The organism is Kistimonas ophiarachnellae (genome assembly GCF_057552235.1).
On record NZ_BAAJPA010000004.1, the window covers coordinates 47,334 to 67,007 of the forward strand.

Sequence of the window (19,674 nt, forward strand, 5' to 3'; positions counted from 1 at the left end):
TTTTAATGACGGTCAATCAATGCCGGTCAATGCAATGATGGCTAAGTGTTTTCAGGATGTTGTTAATGGAGGAATTGGACATTCCATGACAACTGCCATAGCGCGTAGCGTTTGTGCTTCAGCCAGCTCAACCTGCCCATCATGTTCGATACACTGGCAGCAGGCCTGCAGCAGTTTTTCTTTGGCTTCCGGTTGTAATCGATTGGCCGCTTCCAGGGCATTGGAGAGATCCCGATAACTCATCTTGCCGGGCGGCTTTTGCAGTTCAAGCCCCAGTAATGTCATGGTTTTCTTATAACATGCCTGTTTCGCTGCTTTATCCATGCCAGACATGCTGATCAGTGCACTGACAATCTGTGCGGATTCTGCACCAATCTTTCGAACATCGCCGTAGCTGTCAAATGGCATCTGAGTCTTTTTGTGTCGGCTGCTGCCCAGATGATGCTGAACAATGGCCAATAAAGCCCATTCATGGGGACTGGTTTTTCCATCGGCCTTTGCCAGTTCCTGTAAGGTCTGTAACAGTTGTTTTTGTTGGGGCCGAGGGAGTGTTCTCAAGGTGGGCAATGTCAGTTCAACCAATACCAGTGGGTCTGACACGCTGTTGCTGTCGATGGTGTTGTAGAGCTCGATCGTCTGATTGAGAGTTTCTTCATCATAGTGTTTTCGAATAATCGTGGCCCGCTTCTCGACCATGTCAGGGTTATCATCCAGCATCAGGGCCATGAGCAGCATAACCGAGTCGTCTTTCTGATGAACGGCGCCAGCCAGTCGCATTGGCAGGGCACTGAGTAATGTTGTCGCATAGGCCATGTGCGACGCATTCGGTGCTCCCATGGCATTGAGAGAGGCGGTCAGCGCCTCTGCCTTGATTGAGCCGGTACCTGTGCTCGTTTCTGTGGCGGTTGCCGTGGGTGTATCGGTATCCGCTTCGATGAGAACGGGAGTGATATATTTACCGTCCCAGTCCGGCATCAGTTTACGAATGCGATCCTCCAGTGGAGGATGCGTGGAAAACAGCGCATTGAAAAAACCACCGACGGATTTGCCAAACATCATATGGCTGACGTCTGGAGCATGGGCGGACTGCAGTAAAGAGCTGTGCGCTGAACCGCCGATCTTGCTCAGCGCATTGGCAATGCCTTCGTTATTGCGCGTGTATTGGAGCGCAGAGGCATCCGCGAGGTATTCACGGGTCCGGCTGACGGAGGCTTTGATCAGGTTGCCGAAAAACGCCCCGCTGTAACCGATGATCATGAGACCCAGTCCGGCGATAGCTAGCGGAGTGCCATCCCGGGAGCGCGAGCTGCCGCCGGCACGCATCAGGATGTAACCGAATTCCGCCAGCATGGTAATGCCATAAACGATACCGATGAGGCGAATGTTCAGTCGCATATCGCCATGAATGATATGGCTGAATTCATGGGCAATGACGCCTTCCAGTTCATCACGTGTCAGTTGTTCCATGGTGCCTTTCGTTACACCGATCACGGCATCCTGCAGTGTGAAGCCTGCAGCAAAGGCATTAATACTTTTTTCGCCATGAAGCACATAAACGTCAGGCACAGGCGTACCGGAGGCAATGGCCATTTCTTCCACGATATTGAGCAGCCTTCTCTCGTGGAAATGCTCCGTTGCGGGATCAACCCGTTTGCCGCCAAGGGATTCAGCCACTGCCTTACCCCCCTTGCTGCGCAATGAAAGGGTACGGATCACACTGGCGGAGAGGACGACGGAGCCTATCAGGCAACTGAAGATGAAAAAGGTGTCGAGTGTGAACCAGGTGGTCCAGGGCTGTTCAGACTTGTAACCGCGGAACAAGGCGTACACCAGATTCGAGCCGGCAATAAGGCTGAATACGGCCAGGCCCATTAACACGACCAAACGCCCGGTTTTACGCCGGGCGTCTTTCTGCCACTGGAAGAATGTCATTGGCGGGTCTTAAAAGCTGACTTTAGGCGCTGCCTGCAGCTGCTCGCTGTCTTCAAATTCGAGCAGGCCTGCATCCTTGCCATGGCCGAATTTGGCCGCAAAGAGGATCTGGGGGAAGGACTGGCGGTAGGTGTTGTAATCCGTCACGGCATCGTTATAGAACTGACGCGCCCGGGCGACCTTGTTTTCCGTGCTGGTCAGCTCCTCGGAAAGCTGCATCATGTTCTCGTTGGCCTTGAGGTCCGGGTAGTTTTCCATGACCACGTTCAGACTGCCCATGGCGCCTGCCAACGCCTGCTCGGCGCCACTGAACTTTTTCACATTGTCAGCGGTAAGGTTGCCGGCCATGGATTTCAGGATCTCGGATGCCTGGTTTCGGGCCTTGATCACCTTCTCCATAGTTTCCTGCTCATGGCTCATGTAGGCCTTGGCGGTTTCCACCAGGTTGGGAATCAGGTCATAACGGCGCTTGAGCTGGACTTCAATCTGGGAAAAGCCGTTTTCATAGCCATTCTTTTTAGATACCAGACCGTTGTATATCGTGATGATATAAACAACGATAGCTACGATAATCAGTAGCGTGACAATACTCGAAATATCCATTTTGGCCAGCTTCCTTCGTTAGTCTGTTTATAAAATCAAAAGCTATTTTTGAGTGTATCAGAAACCCGTCTGGACGTGCGTGATTCGGAGTATTGCTGACAGTCGGCCTATTGGCCGACTGAGAGTGTGAAGCGGTAGGTCTATCGTCTACCCATCCGCCGCAAAGATGCCGGAGTAAAGTGCTTTTTCTTTGGCATGACTTCCGGGAAATCAATGGCGGTTTTGCCCTGGTTGACCAGGCCCTGCACATGGTAGCGACGTGACTGCAGGTCGTGGAAGACATCCCACGTCGTCCAGGTGGTGGGCACATCCTCGTAGTTGGCCAGGTAGGCGATGCTCACCTTCCAGAGCTGATCACGACCATCGTACTGATCCACGATGGCGGCACCCCAGCTGTCTTCGTCCAGATAGAGTGTCCGGCGTGAATAGATATGACGCTTGTCATCCTTCAGCTTGCCTTCGACGATCCAGACCCGGTGCAGTTCATAGCGGGTGAAATCCGGGTTGATATGACCGGCCATGAAAATGTCATCGTACTCTGGCGTTTCTTTCAGCAGCTGCTGGTTGTTGTAGGGAATGTAGATCTCCTTTTTGCCTTTCAACGTCCAGTCATACAGATCGGGCGCACCGTTATACAGATCGGTGTCATCGGCAGTGCGCAGACCACCGCCGCCTACCGGTGTGTCATAGGAGAGAATGGGTGCCCGACGTACACGACGGATACCTGGCAGATAGCCCCAGGCGAGTCGGGGCTCGGCGGCCTGATCCTGGGTCTCGTGAATCAGCTGGGCACTGCCATCGTCGTTTTTAGACAAGTAGTAGAACAAGATATTTTCGAGTTCCGCTTCACTACCGCCAGGCTGGTTGTAGTTGAAAAGAATCTCGTCCTCTGAACGGGAGTAGGTATAGCTGCCACTCTGTTCCACAGTCGCTTCAACCGTAGGGCGCTTTATGTACTCACCCCGGTAGCGAACGATATGGTTCCACAACGCTTCCAGGCCGTTTTCCGGTAATGGGAACGGGTAGGCGTCATAGGCGCCTTTGAATCCGTTACCACCATTAAGGAGTTCGGCAGTATTAGCGGCTTTTAGTGTGTTTTCGTAGATTCTTTGTGGATAAGTTGCGGTTCGCTGACTGGGATAGACCGGCATCCGGAAGGTTTCCGGGTAGCGTTCAAACAGGGCGATTTGCCCGGTGGTCAGGTTATCCCGGTATTGGTCAAGGTTGGCCGCGGTTATTTCAAACAGGGGCTTGTCAGCTGCAACGGATTCACTGCTGGTGGATTCTCCCCAGCCGGGAATTGTGCCGTCTGCATTGCCGAGTTTGTCAGCGCCCAGTGGCGTGAGCTCATTGCCCAGTTTGCTGATGTCCTGGGGGGTAATACTGGCCAAAACGGCGCCCGACGTCAGTGTCAGGGCCAGACTGCCGGCCAGGAGCAGGTGGTTTCTTATCATGGTATGCATCCTCTCAAAGTGCCTGCCGGTCAGAAAGAGTAACTCATGGACGCGGAGATATGCTCCTTGTCCCCGTCAAAATTGGTGAACCAGTTCAGGCCAACCCTGAAATCCTGGTAGCCTGCGCCCAGTGACAGGCTCAGCCCCTTGCTGTCTTCCTTGAAGTTACCGGTCAGGTGGGAGTTGCCGCTGACATCATGCTTGACGGTGGCACCGGGGTAGAGGTTCACACCCGGCAAAACATCGGACATGGTGCCGGAAACCCCCAGGGTGTAACCCCAGGCGAAGCGGTCGAGTCGGTCATCCGGATGACCGTAGGAGAATGTTTCGCCATCTTCACTCCAGGGGCCGGATGCTGTGGAGACATAGCGGTCGTAATCACCGCCGAGGCCGCTGACTTGTTCAAAAGCTGCTTCACCGATAGCGTTAAGGTCGCTCAGGAAACCCGTTGGACCAAAGCTGTGAATAAAGTTAAGAGAGCCGGTCCATAGCTCAACACGGGTGTAGTTGTTATATGCAGGACCACTGATACAGTATTCCCTGCCTGGATCGGCTTCCGAAATACCAAAGCAGTCTCCGCCGCCAAGAATGGTGCCGAAGGCCCTGCTAGTCCGGTCTATCAGGTTGTCAGGATCATCTATCCAGATGGGCATGTTGGGGCGATAAGTCAATTCGCCTGCAACTGATGTACCACCAATGACTGTACTGAAACTTACACCCAACATCCGGATATCTTCCGGATAGATCACACCGGCATAGGTGCCGCTGCCAAGAATGCCTGCGCCGGCGATACCGCCTGCCAATGCCTCGAAGGCGTCAGGGTCGCCCCCGACGGCTGCAAATAGAAAGTCACCCATACCGTTGGGGTTGCCATCTGAAAGATCTGCAGTCCATTGTGCGATCTGACCTTGAGCATTGGTAACAGCGTCTTGGGTTATTTGCGCATCAATATACGGTGCATGGGAGTTGTATTGGATATAGTAAAAACCAAATTCTGTATCGTTCAGCGACTCCGCCAGGTACTTCAAGCTCACACCAAACTGGCCGTTATTACTGGCGTTCTTTTTGCCTGATGTATCCGCAACGACAAGAAAATCCCCCGTATGGTTGAGACCGACAGCTTCATAGAAATTAGCGTCTCCTCCAGGCCACGCTGCGGCAACATCGGCAAAGTCGGCAGGAATATTGTCATAGGCAAAATCAGAGCCTTCGATAAACACATCCTGGCCGCTGTGGAAGGTGCCGCGTCCGGGCAGGACATGGCTTTCCCAGTCAAACTGGTAATAGGCGCTGAGCGACAGTTTGTCACTGAGGCCGATATCAAACAGCAGGGCTGTCTGGGGAATCAGCAGGTCCTTGATCTGGGAACCGGGCAGTGTGCCGGCTGCCAGGTCGAAGGCATTGCTGGTGTTGATACCATCCGCATAGAAAAGCCCTTCGCCCCAGTTCACCACCTGCTTGCCGAAGCGGATATCGACAGGCATATCGAAGATATCCCAGTAACCGAAAACGTAAGCGTCCTGGATTCTGGCATCTTTACCCTGGTTTTCCTTTACGCCGTCGGACCAGTCGTCACCGTAGGTGTAAGTGCCGGTCTGATCCGGGATGCCCTTGGCGGTCTGGCGGGCATTGGTATCCAGCCAGTCATTTTTGCCATCCATAATGACGCTGTCATAGAAAGCCGTGCCGCGGACAAACGCACCATAGTTTTCGTAGTTCAGCTCCAGATCAGCGGAGAAACGGAAAACGTTGGAAACAAGACCCGTGTCGTTGGCACGTTTTCCATCATTCTCGTTCACATCGCCGTTATCATCGGACAAATCCGGGCTTTCGAGTCGCCAGGTACCACCCCATGAAATACGGCTGTCCAGGTTGCCGGTTACTTGTCCATCGAGCAGCTCTATTTCAGCCGCAACCACAGGGCTGCTCAGTACTGCAGCCAGTACCGCGCTGGAACAGCGGGTTAGAGGCGTAAATCGTCGTCTGGTTTTCTTTATTATCATTATTATTGGCTCCTGCCTTTATCATTATTGTTAGTCAGGCTATGTGCTCTTTTACTTCAAGGCCGCACCTCCCATGACGGTCAGTGCGGCGGGTTTTCAGCAGTCCCCCTCCAGAGAGGCAATCCACTCGCTGACCAGTGCCACGCCTTCCGCGTGGGATGTTGAACGACCGAGTTCCGGCATCATCTCCCCGGGATCGTTGGACTGCATCCGGTACAGCAGGATGGAACCCTCAGGATCACCGGGCTGGATGGCAACCTTGCGGTCACCCGTGCCCTTGCCGGCGGCAACCGGAGGCTTGCAGAAGCCCAGGCGTACCGGCGTTGTGGTGTCCCATGTCAGCCACAGGCCGCTGTTCTTGGCAGCGCCTTTCGGGTTGTGGCAATGGGCGCAGTTGATATCCAGGTAGCTTCTGGCGCGATGTTCCAGCGTTTCACCGGGCCGGCCATTAGGCCAAAGGGCATTCTGGGTGGCGGTTGCACTATCGACACCGGTGAGCAGGCCGTGTGCAGTCCAATAATCCAGCTGGTTCTGCTTGCCATCGGCATAGACAAGATCGCGGTTCAGGTGACGGATACGAGGACCAATGGGCTTGACCAGCTTGCGGCTTTTGCCGTCCGCATGGCAGCCGGCACACTCGTTGGCATCGGGTACGATGTAGGTGAACTTTTCATCACTGTCGTTTTTCACCAGTGTCAGGTTTGTGCTGTCACCTGCGACATCGAGGAAAGCTTCTGTCTGCGTTTCGTTCCAGATATAGGGCAGCGCAACCCAGCTGTCTTTCAGCTTGACCAGTACCCGGGTTTCCATCAGCCGAACCTGATCCATCGGCAGACCGTCGTTGTTGTCATACAGCACGGCAGAACCGTCAGAGGCTTTTACACGACTACGATCATTTTTGTCGGTAATCGGGTAGTAAAAGGTCTTGCTGATAAGGGTGCCGTCAGGATAAACCAGTTCATCGTTTTCGCCGGGAACGGCTGCCTGTCCTTCTGGCATCCAGACGGTTCTCAGCTTGCTGGCGTAATCCGTGAACAGGGCTGTGTTCAGGTCATAGGGCACAACCCGATGGCCTGTTTTAAGATGGCCGTCGTCTATAGCCAGGATACGCCACTCGCTGAGGCGCTCTGGGTAATTGGAACCGGTCAGCATCAGCCGGGGCGGCTCCTTGCTGCAACCGGCCAGAAACAGGGAAGCCAGGAGTGACGCAATAACAGCTATGCGCGGCATGGTTCAGCCCTCTTTGCTGGTGTTTTCGGAAGTCTCCAGGGTCGACAGCGTGCTTTCCTGTTTGCTATCCAGGGAACCCAGATTAATGGCCGCCAACTTCTGCATTTGGCAGTTGTGGGGTGATTTGTCGGTGGATATGCCTTTGAAATCGTTGGAAGCGTCAACGTTGATGAAGCCTGCGGCCGCATCATCGATGCAGAGAATGGTTTCGACAGAAGTTTTACCCGCAGTGAGATGCTTGGGGTTGATCACGCCATCCCAGAGAATGTCAGGCAGACGACCAGTCAGGCCGAACTGAGCGACTTTCAATGCCTTGAGTTCAATACGACCGGGTGATGCGCCGCCGCCGCTGTAGGTATTGTCATAGATAAAAATACCTTCCGGGAACGGATCGAAGTTATCGGACGATGTGTACTCTTCCTGGTAATCCGCCGTCAGCAGGCTGCTGACGATAATGTTTGCGGTGTCGTTGTCTTTCAGGTTATTACCAAATATCTCAACATTATCGTTGGAATTGATCAGGATGCCGGAACCCGCCGGTACACTGGCGACAGCGGTTCCCTTGGGTGCAAAATTTTCCGTGTTATTGCTGTAAATTTCGTTGTTGTAGATACGGGTGCTATGACCGGGCTGGGTCAGGTAAGGCATATTGAAGATCAGGACGCCGCCGGTATTGTTGGTGGCGACATTGTTATAAACATCAGCACCGATGGTATTTTCGATTTCATAACCGGCCACATTGTATTCCGCCCGGTTGTTACGAATAACGACGTTGTAAGACTGACCGACATAGATACCGGCATCTGATGCGCCAATGACGACTGAATCCTCAATCAGCGTGTTTTCTGTCATGACCGGATAAAAGCCATAGGAACCATTTTCGGTGGATGGGCCATTGGTCCATTCCGAACGAACCCGCCGGATAACAATATTCTTTGCCTGGTTGATCTTGATGGAATCGCCCTTGGTGTCTTCAATGGCGAGATCTTCCAGGGTGAAATCGCTCGCGGTGACCATCATGCCTTCAGCACCGGCCACCTGGTTCTTGAAGGACAAAATGGTTTTGTCCATGCCGGCTCCGCGGATGGTGACGCCATCGACACTGAGTGTCAGGCTGCGATCCAGTTCATAAAACCCTTCCGGAATCTCAATAACATCACCGGGCTTGGCCATGACCAGCTGGGTTTGCAATTTTTTGCTAAAACTCTTCTCAGGTGTCGGAACCTGTGCGGATGATGAGGGATCCTCGCTGCAGCCGGCCAGTAACAAGGCCAGGGCGGGAATCATAAAACGTGAATAGGACACGGCGGCTCTCTCCATTACTTTTTATTGGTGTGCGCTCAACGAGAGACATTAGAAAGTTGAGGTCACAGTTTATTCAGTAGCCCGGGAAGCTCACTCTACGGATATCAGGCGTCATAAACTCGGCGAAAATTGGAAAAAAGCAGGCGTTTTTGAAATCGGTCAGGGAATTTCAGAATGAGTCAGTCGTGGCCACGAAGGCTGTGCCTCCCCCTCCCACCATGGTGCGAGGAGGATAAAGAAGGCATGTGAGATAGCTATTTCCCAAGGGCTTTGAATTTATTGGAGAACCAGACCAGTGTTTCCATGTTGGCTTCCATAATGATCAGGTATTTAAGCCCCCGCTTGATACGACTGCGTGATCCCTCGCCCGCCTTGGCGTAGTGGCGGAAAGACTTTGTTGTCACTTCAACCTGCGTTTTGTAATCCCAGATGCTGGTGGCGAGGGCTTTGTAGTTGTTACAGGCACTCGTATTCCACCCATCAGATTTCTGGATTTTCATGGCCAGGTAACAGTCGACAGCTGTTTCTTTGAAGGTTTCTGACTGCTCAAGAAGATCCTTGAGATCATCCACAACGTCAGCCGTTGCGGTGTTAATTGAGAAGCACAGAGCAAGAACCAGTAACAACGGATACTTCATGGTTTCTATCTCCGAATGGTCAAAGAGCAATTTGATCGGTTGTTAACTAATTCTAGGTCGGCAGGGTCCTTCCTCTATGACGGTGGTGCTTGGAGATTTAAGGCGCCAAATAAATGACGAAACGTTTAAAAAACGCGGAAATTTAAGAAATCAGTCAATGGTTCAGAAATGAGTCAGTGCTTGTGTCCGGAACTTGTCAGAGGGCTTTTCTGGCAGATTTTCGGGCAAACCGGATTTTGGGTCAGCCAGGGGAAAGCTGTGTTGGCACCCAGGGCTGGCTATAAGCACCAATTACATGAAACAACGACCCTGAATATGACTGATTGTGGTGAAGGCGACAGAAAGTCGTTATTTTTTGGAAATCAGTCAGTGGTTTCAGAATCGGTCAGGGGTGAGTTGGTGGGCTTTTCAGGCAGTCTCTGCCGCTCTTCGCGGTATTGGCTGGGTGTGATTCCCATTCGATTCTTGAACGCGCGGTTGAAGGCGCTCAGGGAGTGGAAGCCGGCTTCCAAAGCAATGGTCAGGATCGGGATATCCTTCTGACTCGAGTCTGAGAGCCGTTCCTTGATTTCCCGAATGCGGAAATGATTCAGGTAGTCGTTGAAGTTTCGGTATCCCAGTTGTCGGTTAATCAAAGACCGGAGGCGGTATTCCTGCATGTTCAGCCGGCTGGCCAGTTCACCAATCGTCAGGCTGTCTTCCCGGTATATCAGCTCGGTTTCCATTAACGACTGTAGTCGACTGAATGTAGTGTCTTCAATGTGATCAGTAGATGTGGCCTTTGTCGGTTCATCAGCGACACTTGTCGTTTTATTGTTATAGGTAAAGACAATATCCTGTTTCTGTCGGCGTGCAGGATAGAGAAGATCGGTTTTGAAACGAAGCAACAATGCGTTAAATATCAGAAGAAATGCAGCCAGCATAATGCTGTTCATTACACGAATGTTGTCGCTTAATCCGACAAGCTGTTCCATTAATACGACAGAGGCTATGTAAAAACCAGTGCAGCCGAGAAGCCATCCTCGCAAACGACGACGGTTTTGTATTAAGTCTTCACGAAGGTAACGACCAATCGTTACCAGTGCGTGCCCTATCAGTAAAAACTCGATGGATTGCGGTATCCAGTGACTGAAGAAATTGATCCAGAGAGAAGGCTGATAACCGACGACATGGAAGACCAGTTTCAGTATCGGACTAAATAAAGCGACAATTGACGCAATTAATAATACACGACGGTTTAGTCTAAATTCGTCATTAAACGTCAATAGGCATACAAGCCAGAAGACGCAGGGAAGTGCATTTCTTCCCAGGGCCACAAGCCAGTCAACGAAAAAGCCTGCATCCAGTTGCAGGGTTAAAGGCTGAAGAAGATAAGCGATCAGGCACAGTTGCAGCAGTGCAAAACAGTGGGTGACGGGTTCACGCCTGCCAGACGCTGTCACCAGAATCAGGTTCAGCAGGGTCAGTGACAAACAAAAGAAGAGGCTGGCTTGTTGTATAGGTAACATGTCACTAAGTCCGTTTCAGCATCGTTATTGTTGTAATGCATTGCGGCGTCTTTCTTGCATTATGCATGACTGTTCATGGGGATGTAAGGCCAATGATGTGTTGTAACACTATGCTGAAAAGTAGGCGATACAGTGACTTCAGGGGTGAACAATGGCGTCGTGTTTACTTTTCCGTCTTAAGCCGGGAGAGGATTTGTATCATGGTATGGAGCAGTTTATTGCGCGGAACAACATCCGTGCAGCAGCGATCATGACGTGTGTCGGTAGCCTGTCCAGGGCTATGATTCGTTTTGCCGATCAGCAGGATGTCACACCGCTGGAAGGATCTTTTGAAATTGTGTCCCTGGTTGGCGTGCTGACAGATGATGGCAGTCATATTCATGCCAGCCTTGCAGACCAGAAAGGGCGTGTCGTTGGGGGGCACCTGAAACCCGGCGCCATCGTCCATACAACGGCCGAAGTAGCACTGATGCCAATCACGGATGTCAGGGTGACAAGAGAGCACTGTCCGTTATCCGGTTATCGTGAACTTGTCGTTCATGCCAACCCTGACAGAACTATTCAGTAATCAGTATTGTTAATGCTGAGGTTTTGACCCGAATACAGCTTCAGGGATAACAAACACTTTCTGGGAGGAGGCTGTCATGAGAGAAAGGCAGGCACTGATCTTCGGTGTTAACGGCGGCCTTGGTCGTGCCCTCGCTGATACCCTTGCGAGTGACTATGTGGTGACCGGTGTTGTCAGGGATGCGCTTGCGTTTGAGAGTGATACTGTTCAGACACTGATTGAATCTGATTACAGTGAAGAGTCATTGGGTTTTGTCGCTAACACGATGAAAACCCAGGGTCACTCCTATGACCTGATAATCAATGCAATCGGCATTTTGCATGACGATAACCACCTGCAACCGGAAAAGCGCCTGCAGGATATTTCGGCAGATTCTCTTACGCGTTACTTTGCAATCAATACCATCATTCCGGGATTACTGCTGAAATATTTTTCCGGTCTTATGCCCAAAAACACCCCCACCGTATTTGCATCGCTCAGTGCCAAAGTGGGTAGCATTGGTGATAACCGACTGGGTGGCTGGTATGGCTACCGGGCCTCAAAAGCAGCACTGAATATGCTGGTCAAAACGGCAGCGATCGAAATTGGCAGAACGCACAAACAAGCCGCTGTCGTAGCGATACACCCGGGAACGACTGTCTCGAACCTCTCACGCCCCTTCACGTCGAATACCCCAGACGACAAACTGTACACACCTGAACTGTCCGCACAGCGCATTGTCAGCGTTTTGACGGGGCTGACGGCGGACGATACGGGTCAATTCCTTGACTGGTCAGGCGATGTTCTACCCTGGTAAAGGTTTCAACGTTTGAATAGCAGGTAGATAGCAGCCTCTTGTCATGTCCTCCGATTAAAATAGGGCAGTGATGCCTTCAACGGCTGCTCGTGAATATTCATTGTCGGAAAAGTGTCCTTCGCGCGAAGTGACCAGTTGCTGGGCTGCGCCATGTGCAAGCATGCTTCTGAATGGTGTAGCCGCTTTAGCCAATCTATCAGCCAGTGTTTTGGAAGGACCATTAAGCGCTGCTACATTTTCGGCTTGTACAATCCTTTCTACATTGGCAGGGGTAAGCGGCAGGTTGAGTAGTTTCGGATTGCCTTTATGCTTGTCGTAAACATTCAAAATATTTTCTGAGCACCCCGTTGTAGAACTGAAAACCTGGGTTGCAAGGTTGACGAGTGCACTGGTTTGAATTGGCATGAATGTACCCTCCTTGTACAAGTGATGAATCACAATGTTATGGCATTGAGTGGGATGAAAAAATGGGACATAAGTCGTGACCGGGGGCGGTTTATGTCTCCCATTCATGCTTAACATTCGACCAAAGTCTTATCCTGGTAGCTGGGAGGAGGCCAGTAGCACTTGTGTATAGGGGTGCTGCGGGCTGGTCATGATCTGTTCCGTTTTCCCCTGCTCCACAATCAAACCGTCTTTCATAACTGCTACCCGATGCGCCAGTTGGGGGATGATGGATAGATCGTGGGTGATAAACAGGTAGGAGACCCCCAGGTTATTTTGGAGCGTCTGCAGCAGTTCAAGGACTTCTGCACGAATAGACACATCCAGCGCGCTGGTGGGTTCATCGCAGATGATCAGGTCGGGCTCAACCGCGAGAGCACGGGCGATGGCAATGCGCTGGCGCTGACCGCCGGAGAATTCGTGGGGATAGCGCAGCCGATGCTCCGGTTCCAGCTGAACCTGCTCCAGCAGGGCTTCGATACGGGCCTGACGTTGCGGTTTGTCCAGCCCAGGCAGCAGGGACATCATGCCTTCCTCGATAATGGCGCCAACCGTCATCCTGGGATTCATTGATGCATAGGGACTCTGGAAGATCACCTGAATCCGTTTCCTGAGGGGCAGCATGGCCCGGCGCGAGAGATTGGTGATGTCCTGGCCGTCAAAATGGATAACGCCGGCCGTCACACGATCCATGTTCAGAATGGCCCGTCCGGTGGTGCTCTTGCCGCTACCGGATTCTCCCACGAGCGCCAGGGTCTCGCCGCGACGAATATCCAGACTGATGCCGTCAACAGCCCGGGTGTGGTCGTGCACCCGCTGCAGGATGCCTTTGCGGATCGGGAAATGGACTTTCAGATCCTGAACCGTGAGCAGTGGTGTTTCATGCTCTTCAGAGCGGTAGGCAGACATATCCGGCAGGCTGTCAATCAGTCGACGGCTATAGGCTTCCTTGGGATGATTGAAGAAGTCTTCACAGGCTGCTTCTTCGATGATTTTTCCCTGATACATGACCCCGACACGATCCGCCGTGGTTCTCACGACCCCCATATCATGGGTAATCAGCAGAACGGCCAGACGACGTTTCAGGGTGAGTTCAGCCACCAGGGCCAGGATTTGCTTCTGGATGGTGACATCGAGTGCTGTCGTGGGCTCATCGGCCAGCAGGATGTCCGGTTCACAGGCGAGCGCCATGGCAATCATTACGCGCTGTTGCTGGCCGCCCGAGAGCTGGTGGGGATACCAGTCAACCCGCCGTTCCGGGTCAGGAATCCCGGTTTCCGTCAAAAGTTCGACAACGCGATTCCGGATGTTTTGTTCATTATCCCTGGCATGAAGGCGCAGCGTTTCAGCAATCTGATCACCGACGCGTTGAACCGGATTGAGAGCGCTCATGGGATCCTGAAAGATCATGGCGATCCGGGCACCGCGCACGGAGGTCATGGCTTGTTCGGTGAGTGCAAACAGGTTGTCGCCTTCCAGTAAAACCTCGCCGGCGGTGATGGTCAGGGCATCCGGCAGCAGGCGCATGATGGCTGTGGCAGTCACCGATTTGCCACTGCCCGATTCACCCACCAGGGCATAAATTTCACCCGCATTAAGATCAAAACTGACATCGTCCAGAATGCCGGTTTGGCCATTTCCCGTGAGCCGTACACTCAGGTTGCGGACGGAAAGTCGGGGTGTCTGCGGGGTATTTTGATTATCCACAGGTTGTTCTGAATCCCTTGCCAGAGCGGGTTGCTTGTGGTTATCCACAGATTGTCCTGTGTTGCCGGTCATGCACTGCCCTCCAGCCGGGCCTTTGGATTAAAGGCGTCATTCACCAGGTCGGAGAACAGGTTGGTGGCCAGTACCAGCGTGAACATAAACAGCAGTGCGGCAATCAGGTTCCACCAAACGACCGGGTCCCGGGAGAGTTCGGTGCGGGCCATATTGATCATGTTGCCCCAGCTGGCCATGGCCGGATCAATGCCAACACCGATGTAAGACAGCACCGCTTCAGCCAGAACCAATCCGCTGAAATCGAGCACAAAAGTAATCAGGATGATCGGCATAACATTGGGCAAAATATGACGCATCAGAATACGCCAGTGACTGACCCCGAAGGCGTGCGCAGCCTGGACATATTCCAGCTGACTGATTTTCAGGGTTTCGGCACGCAGCATCCGGCAGAGGCCAGCCCAGCTGGTAACGCCAAGAATGAAACAGAGGCCGAGGAACTTGGCGTCTGCTTTCTCAAGTCCCACTTCAAAGAAGTCGGGGTTATTGTCAATGAAGACCTGGAAGAGCAACACGGAAGCGGCGATCAGGAGAATGCCGGGAATCGAGCTCAGCGTGGTGTAGAGATACTGTATGGCATCGTCCACCCAGCCCTTGAAGTACCCGGCTGAGATGCCAAACACAATGGCAATCGGCATCATGATCACGGTGGCCAGAGTCCCGATCAGGATACCGGTGCGGATGCTTTTCAGGGTTTTATAGAGGGTGTCATTGCCAGCCTGGTCAGTGCCCAATACATGGTAAAGGTTGCCGATGTCGATGAGCCAGGTGAGCAGGCATATCGTGATTGTTAGAGTTATATAGGCGCTTTTCCATGGCAGTTCGCTACCATTTATGGATTTCTTTTGCTGTCTCCATGCCAGATGCAAGCCGATAAGCAGCGCGCTGATAATCAGGCCTTTACCCAGGGCAATCACGCTGTTAATGGCGATATCGTTGATCTGGTCATCCGGTGAATCCAGGTGGTTGCCTGCGTGTTTGAGGCTTGGGTAATCCCTGACTGTTCCGCCATCGTCGGTGTGCCGGTTCTCCTTGACGAAGGATTTCAGGGCGAACGGCGCGGAATATGTCCTTTCATCGTTTTCCCCCATTTCTCCGAGCAGCAGGTCAAGCACACTGTAAACCTGGTTGCTGTAGAACACCTGCTGGTTGCCCTGTCCTTCCGTTGGTGGAAGCGCCTTACGGAAATGCAGGGAGTCCAGAAGGGCAACGCTGACATAGCCCATGATGATGACAAAGGTCACCATGCCGAGCCGTGTGGCAAACACTTCCCGCCAGCGTGCGCAGGTCTCCGGATTACGGCGGATGGAAAAGACAAAGCCGACCAGCGCCGCCACCATCAGGTAGACCAGGGTATCGCTCCAGAGTAGTACCGGTTTCATGGCGTCATCCTTGTCAGTTCAGGCGAACCCTGGGGTCGGCCCAGGTGTACGAGATGTCGGTCAGGATCAGGCCAATGATGTAAAGCACGGATCCGACAAAGACCATGGCGCGGACAATGGCGAAGTCCTGGGCCTGGATGGCGGTCAGCATGTAACTGCCGAGCCCGGGAATACCGAAAAAGGATTCCATGATCAGGCTGCCCATGAAGAGCAGCGGTATCACCACCACCACGCCGGTCAGGATGGGCAGCAGCGCGTTGGGCAGAATGTGGCGGAACAGTACCCTGATCTCGCTGGCGCCTTTGGCCCTGGCTGTTTTCACGTAATCCTGCCCTGAGGCTTCGATGAACAGGGTGCGGTACCATCGGGCGCCGGTGCCGAGCCCTGCCAGCACGCCGATAATCACCGGCAACACGAGGAAACGCCAGGCATCCACCCCAGGGTTGAAACCGGAAACAGGCACCAGTCGCCAGAGTCCGGCAAACAGGTACTGACCGGCAATGATGTAGAAGAGATAGGAGATCGACATCAGTGCTACAAAGACCATTACTGCAAAGCGATCGAGCACTGTGCCGCGGAACATCAGCACCAGCAACGCGATACAGATATTCACCCAGATGCCCACGATAAACGTTGGAACCGCCAGTGCAAGACTTGGCCACATACGATCGAGTACATCGGTACTGATATCACGCCCTTGGTCGGACTGACCAAAATCAAAAATAAAGAGTTTTAGTGATTTTTCAAAGAAGATCGTATCCGTTAGGGTTGATAATCCACTATTTTCACTGTTGATAAACAATGGTTTGTCATACCCTTTCTCGGCTACCCAGCGGTCAACGGCGTCCTGTGTGACATATTTTTCACCCAGATGGGCACGGGCCATATCCTGTGGCGTGTTGACGATGAAGAACAGCGCAAAGGTCAACAGGTTAACGCCGATCAAGATCGGGAGGGCATAAAGCACACGGCGGATCAGATAGGCAAACATGGTTCATTCACTCCGGGGGCTGCGTCCGGGCAACCGTGGGTACAGGTGACTCATTCCTGGCGACCTCCGATAACCGTGCTGCGCTGGCGGTTGCGGTAAGCGCGAATCGCGGGAATCAGCAGCGCAATAACAATGCCCAGTGTCACAACGAGCGGCGTCAGTACCGGGCGGTTCCAGGCCAGTTGTTTTTCTGCGCGCAGTGCGGGTTCAACCCGCACATATTTCAGGGTGCCCAGGCTGATGCCATGACGCTTGGTGTTATGTACCCAGGCATTGCTGAGGTAGTAATCCTTGATATGGAAACCCATGATCCAGGGATTGTCTCTGCGCATGATGTCGACCATTTTGCCGATAATGGCGGCGCGTTCGGGGCCGTTATCAATGGTTTTCATGCGATCGAAAAGACGGTCATATTCCGGGTTGTGGTAATTGGCGGTGTTGATCCCGTCGCATTTGCACTTCTGCGCGCCCTGGCGACTGTCGAGCATGAACAGGAAATTTTCCGGGTCCGGGTAGTCTGCCAGCCAGCCCCAGCGGAAGATCTGGGTGTTTCCCTGGCGCATCTTTTCCTTAAATCGGGTGTAATCGGTGGGGCGGAATTCAAGCTGGATACCGAGCTTATCCAGCTGCTTGCGCATCCAGTCGGCGCCGGGGCCGGAATCACTCCCGGCGGTATCCAGGTAAAGTACCAGCGGTTTGCCGGTTACCGCATCGCGGCCGCCGGGATAGCCGGCTTCAGTCAACAGCTGTTTTGCCTGTTTGATGGATTTCCGAACCGGGCGGTTGCCTGCCTCATCCCAGTCAAAGATCCAGGGGTTGATACCTTCCCTGCCTTCTTTGGCACCAAAAAGTCCCGGCGGAATGGGGCTCTGTGCCTGCTGGCCCAGCCCGTTGTAGAAAATATCGATGAACTCCTGGTCATCCCAGGCGATGGCAATGGCGCGGCGCAGCTTTCGTTGTTTTTCACTGTAACCACCGACAACCGGATCCAGCATATTGAAACCGGTGTAGTAGAGCGATGGGCGAATCTCTTCATCGACCCTGACGCCATGGGCTAACAGCTCATCAGAGAGCGACATGCCATCTGGTCCGGTGTTAAAGGCCTGGTCAAAGGTTGCAGAATTGATATTGCTGCTTTCGTCGCCGGAGCGGTCGTAATAACCCTGCAGGAATTTCTTCCACTGGGGGATGGAGGCTTTTTCATTGACGAAAATGGCCTGGTCAATCATGGGCAGTGATTGGCCGGCATCTGCCAGCAGACCTTTTTCCTGGTCCCCGGGGGCGCCTTCATCGGGATAAAGTTCTTCCCGGAAATTAGGGTTGCGCACCAGGGCAATCTTACGGTTGGGATCATTCTCCGCCATCATGAAAGGTCCGGTACCAATGGGATGCCAGTCCAGAGTCAGGTTGCGTTCCCTGAATCCCGGGTTGTGGTAGAAACGATCCGCTTCCCAGGGGATGGGCGAGAAGAATCGGGTCGCCAGCCAGTAGCGAAATTGTGGATACTTGCCGTTAATGGTGATGGCAAAGGTGTGATTATCAATTTTTTCCAGACCATTCATGCCGTATTGGCGAAGATCGAACCATAATGGCGTATTTTCTGCTTTTCTCGCTTCGGTGATGGTCTGCGTGAATGCCTTCAGGCCAACGATGTAATCCGCCATAAAACCGATCAAAGGCGATTTATTCGAAGGATCCCCCATCCGCTTGATGGCGTAGATGTAGTCATCGGCAACGAGTTCACGAGTGCCGGTTTCGGCAAAGTCATCCAGTGCACCATATTCCGACGCTTCGCTGGCGTACTCAAAGAAATACAGCGGATGACCGCCTGCGCGCGCCAGTGCCGGATGGGGCTGATAATGGATACCCGGCTTGATCTTGACCGTGAAGACACTGTAGGCAGGCGATTCGGCATCACTGCCAAGCGGTTGACGCTTGTCGTCCAGGTACGTCACTGTCGGCATGTTTGCGGCAGTGGCAGTGATCAGTTCATAAGGCCGTTTCAGGAAATGGTATTGCAGGGGCGGTTCGTATATCTGCTCCAGAAAGAGCCCTTCTTCGGCGCTGTAAGCCCGTACCGGGTCCAGATGGCGCGGCTGGTTGGAATAGCTGGCGTAATAGGTGACTTTGTCTTCAGACTCCGGTGCGTGGGGATCGTTCCAGGTATCAGAGCAGCCGCCCAGAAGGACAAGGGGCAGCACAAACAGACCCATCAGAGGCGACAACCGGGACCAAAAACGGTGGCGGTGTCTGTCAGCTGTCTCGTTATCGTGCATGAGGCAGGCTTTTTCCATCATTTACGGGCTCATTATTGTTTTGGTCAGGGTACCTGTTTAGGTGGTTTTGTGCGAGATCTGGCGTAAAACGGATGCTGTCAGAAACCCAGAAATCCCGCGAAAAGTCTATTTTGGCGTATTTTGGGGCGCCTGTCCGTCAATAAAAAGTCAGTTCCGGATTTTGGGAAAATCGCCCGACAAATTCAGTCACGAACTGTATAAGCTGTCGATGAATTTATCGAATGTGTGAAACATGTGAGTAAGGAGGATGTGGATAGATTTGCTGTGGTTAAGTTGGCATGTGAATAAATTTCCTGTGAATATCTGGCTTGTGAATAAAAAAACTGTTGATAAAAAATATAATTTTCAGCGCTGTGAATAAAAAAATAATCCGTCAATTTATTCCGGATTCAGCCATAAATTTCAGAGCAATTTAAAAATTAAATTTACATGTGAATAATTTGGAAAAAGCAATTTAAAAATAAATTCACATGTGAATAGTTTGGGAAAAGCAATTTAAGAATTAAATTCACATGTGAATAATTTTGGAAAAAAGTTATACATGTTTTTTTTGAATAAAAAAAATAACAAGAAGGCTATGAGTCACAATCTGGCATACGGTATAGCAGCGTCAGATTACTGATAGTTGTTTTGCCAGGCTAAAGACAGGGTCTGTGAAAGTAACAGTACTTTGTCGCAAATTTTTAAATAACTCTATGAATTTATTGGTAAAAAATCTTTTCGTGTGTCTGGATGGCTATTCTG

15 protein-coding genes are annotated in these 19,674 nt (G+C 52.3%); 2 read left to right on the top strand and 13 right to left on the bottom strand.

Annotated elements, in window-relative coordinates:
• Positions 1–51: 51 nt before the first annotated feature.
• The 8 genes from AC27K1_RS05860 to AC27K1_RS05895 form a co-directional block, all read right to left on the bottom strand.
• Positions 52–1,932 carry a M48 family metallopeptidase gene (locus tag AC27K1_RS05860; RefSeq protein WP_487149032.1) on the bottom strand — a complete coding sequence of 627 codons (1,881 nt, stop codon included), beginning with the start codon at positions 1,930–1,932 and terminating at the stop codon, positions 52–54.
• Positions 1,933–1,941: 9 nt separating this feature from the next.
• Positions 1,942–2,535, bottom strand: coding sequence for a LemA family protein (locus tag AC27K1_RS05865; protein WP_487149034.1), 594 nt, complete (start codon positions 2,533–2,535; stop codon positions 1,942–1,944).
• A gap of 140 nt (positions 2,536–2,675) precedes the next feature.
• The gene (locus AC27K1_RS05870) at positions 2,676–3,989 is read right to left on the bottom strand and encodes a DUF1329 domain-containing protein (protein WP_487149035.1); all 1,314 of its coding nucleotides are present in this window, start codon (positions 3,987–3,989) and stop codon (positions 2,676–2,678) included.
• 29 nt (positions 3,990–4,018) lie between these two features.
• Positions 4,019–5,992, bottom strand: coding sequence for a DUF1302 domain-containing protein (locus tag AC27K1_RS05875; RefSeq protein ID WP_487149037.1), 1,974 nt, complete (start codon positions 5,990–5,992; stop codon positions 4,019–4,021).
• Positions 5,993–6,088: 96 nt separating this feature from the next.
• Positions 6,089–7,222 (bottom strand): SO2930 family diheme c-type cytochrome, encoded by a 1,134-nt coding sequence (locus tag AC27K1_RS05880; protein WP_487149038.1) that lies wholly within the window; start codon positions 7,220–7,222, stop codon positions 6,089–6,091.
• 3 nt (positions 7,223–7,225) lie between these two features.
• Positions 7,226–8,527: a parallel beta-helix domain-containing protein gene (locus tag AC27K1_RS05885; RefSeq protein ID WP_487149040.1), complete on the bottom strand. Its 1,302-nt coding sequence runs from the start codon at positions 8,525–8,527 to the stop codon at positions 7,226–7,228.
• 254 nt (positions 8,528–8,781) lie between these two features.
• Positions 8,782–9,165, bottom strand: a complete 384-nt coding sequence (locus AC27K1_RS05890) for a hypothetical protein (protein WP_487149041.1) — start codon at positions 9,163–9,165, stop codon at positions 8,782–8,784.
• A 362-nt stretch (positions 9,166–9,527) separates the two neighbouring features.
• Positions 9,528–10,673 (bottom strand): helix-turn-helix transcriptional regulator, encoded by a 1,146-nt coding sequence (locus AC27K1_RS05895; RefSeq protein ID WP_487149043.1) that lies wholly within the window; start codon positions 10,671–10,673, stop codon positions 9,528–9,530.
• 151 nt (positions 10,674–10,824) lie between these two features.
• On the opposite strand from AC27K1_RS05895, the gene AC27K1_RS05900 reads away from it, so the two are divergent.
• On the top strand, positions 10,825–11,241 hold the full coding sequence (locus AC27K1_RS05900; RefSeq protein WP_487149045.1) for a PPC domain-containing DNA-binding protein: 417 nt from the start codon (positions 10,825–10,827) through the stop codon (positions 11,239–11,241).
• Between the two features lie 76 nt (positions 11,242–11,317).
• Positions 11,318–12,037, top strand: a complete 720-nt coding sequence (locus AC27K1_RS05905; RefSeq protein WP_487149047.1) for an SDR family NAD(P)-dependent oxidoreductase — start codon at positions 11,318–11,320, stop codon at positions 12,035–12,037.
• Positions 12,038–12,091: 54 nt separating this feature from the next.
• Here AC27K1_RS05905 and AC27K1_RS05910 read toward each other — a convergent pair whose 3' ends face one another.
• The 5 genes from AC27K1_RS05910 to AC27K1_RS05930 all read right to left on the bottom strand — a co-directional run bounded on the left by AC27K1_RS05910 (position 12,092) and on the right by AC27K1_RS05930 (position 18,930).
• Positions 12,092–12,442: a hypothetical protein gene (locus AC27K1_RS05910; RefSeq protein WP_487149048.1), complete on the bottom strand. Its 351-nt coding sequence runs from the start codon at positions 12,440–12,442 to the stop codon at positions 12,092–12,094.
• Between the two features lie 129 nt (positions 12,443–12,571).
• Positions 12,572–14,260, bottom strand: a complete 1,689-nt coding sequence (locus tag AC27K1_RS05915) for an ABC transporter ATP-binding protein (RefSeq protein ID WP_487149049.1) — start codon at positions 14,258–14,260, stop codon at positions 12,572–12,574.
• Entirely contained in the window at positions 14,257–15,642 is a 1,386-nt protein-coding gene (locus AC27K1_RS05920; RefSeq protein ID WP_487149050.1) for an ABC transporter permease, read from the bottom strand. Before AC27K1_RS05920 ends, AC27K1_RS05915 begins: the two co-directional genes overlap by 4 nt.
• 13 nt (positions 15,643–15,655) lie before the next feature.
• Complete coding sequence (locus AC27K1_RS05925; RefSeq protein WP_487149051.1) at positions 15,656–16,633, bottom strand: ABC transporter permease; 978 nt, start codon at positions 16,631–16,633, stop codon at positions 15,656–15,658.
• Between the two features lie 50 nt (positions 16,634–16,683).
• Positions 16,684–18,930 (bottom strand): ABC transporter substrate-binding protein, encoded by a 2,247-nt coding sequence (locus AC27K1_RS05930; protein ID WP_487149052.1) that lies wholly within the window; start codon positions 18,928–18,930, stop codon positions 16,684–16,686.
• Positions 18,931–19,674 lie beyond the last annotated feature (744 nt).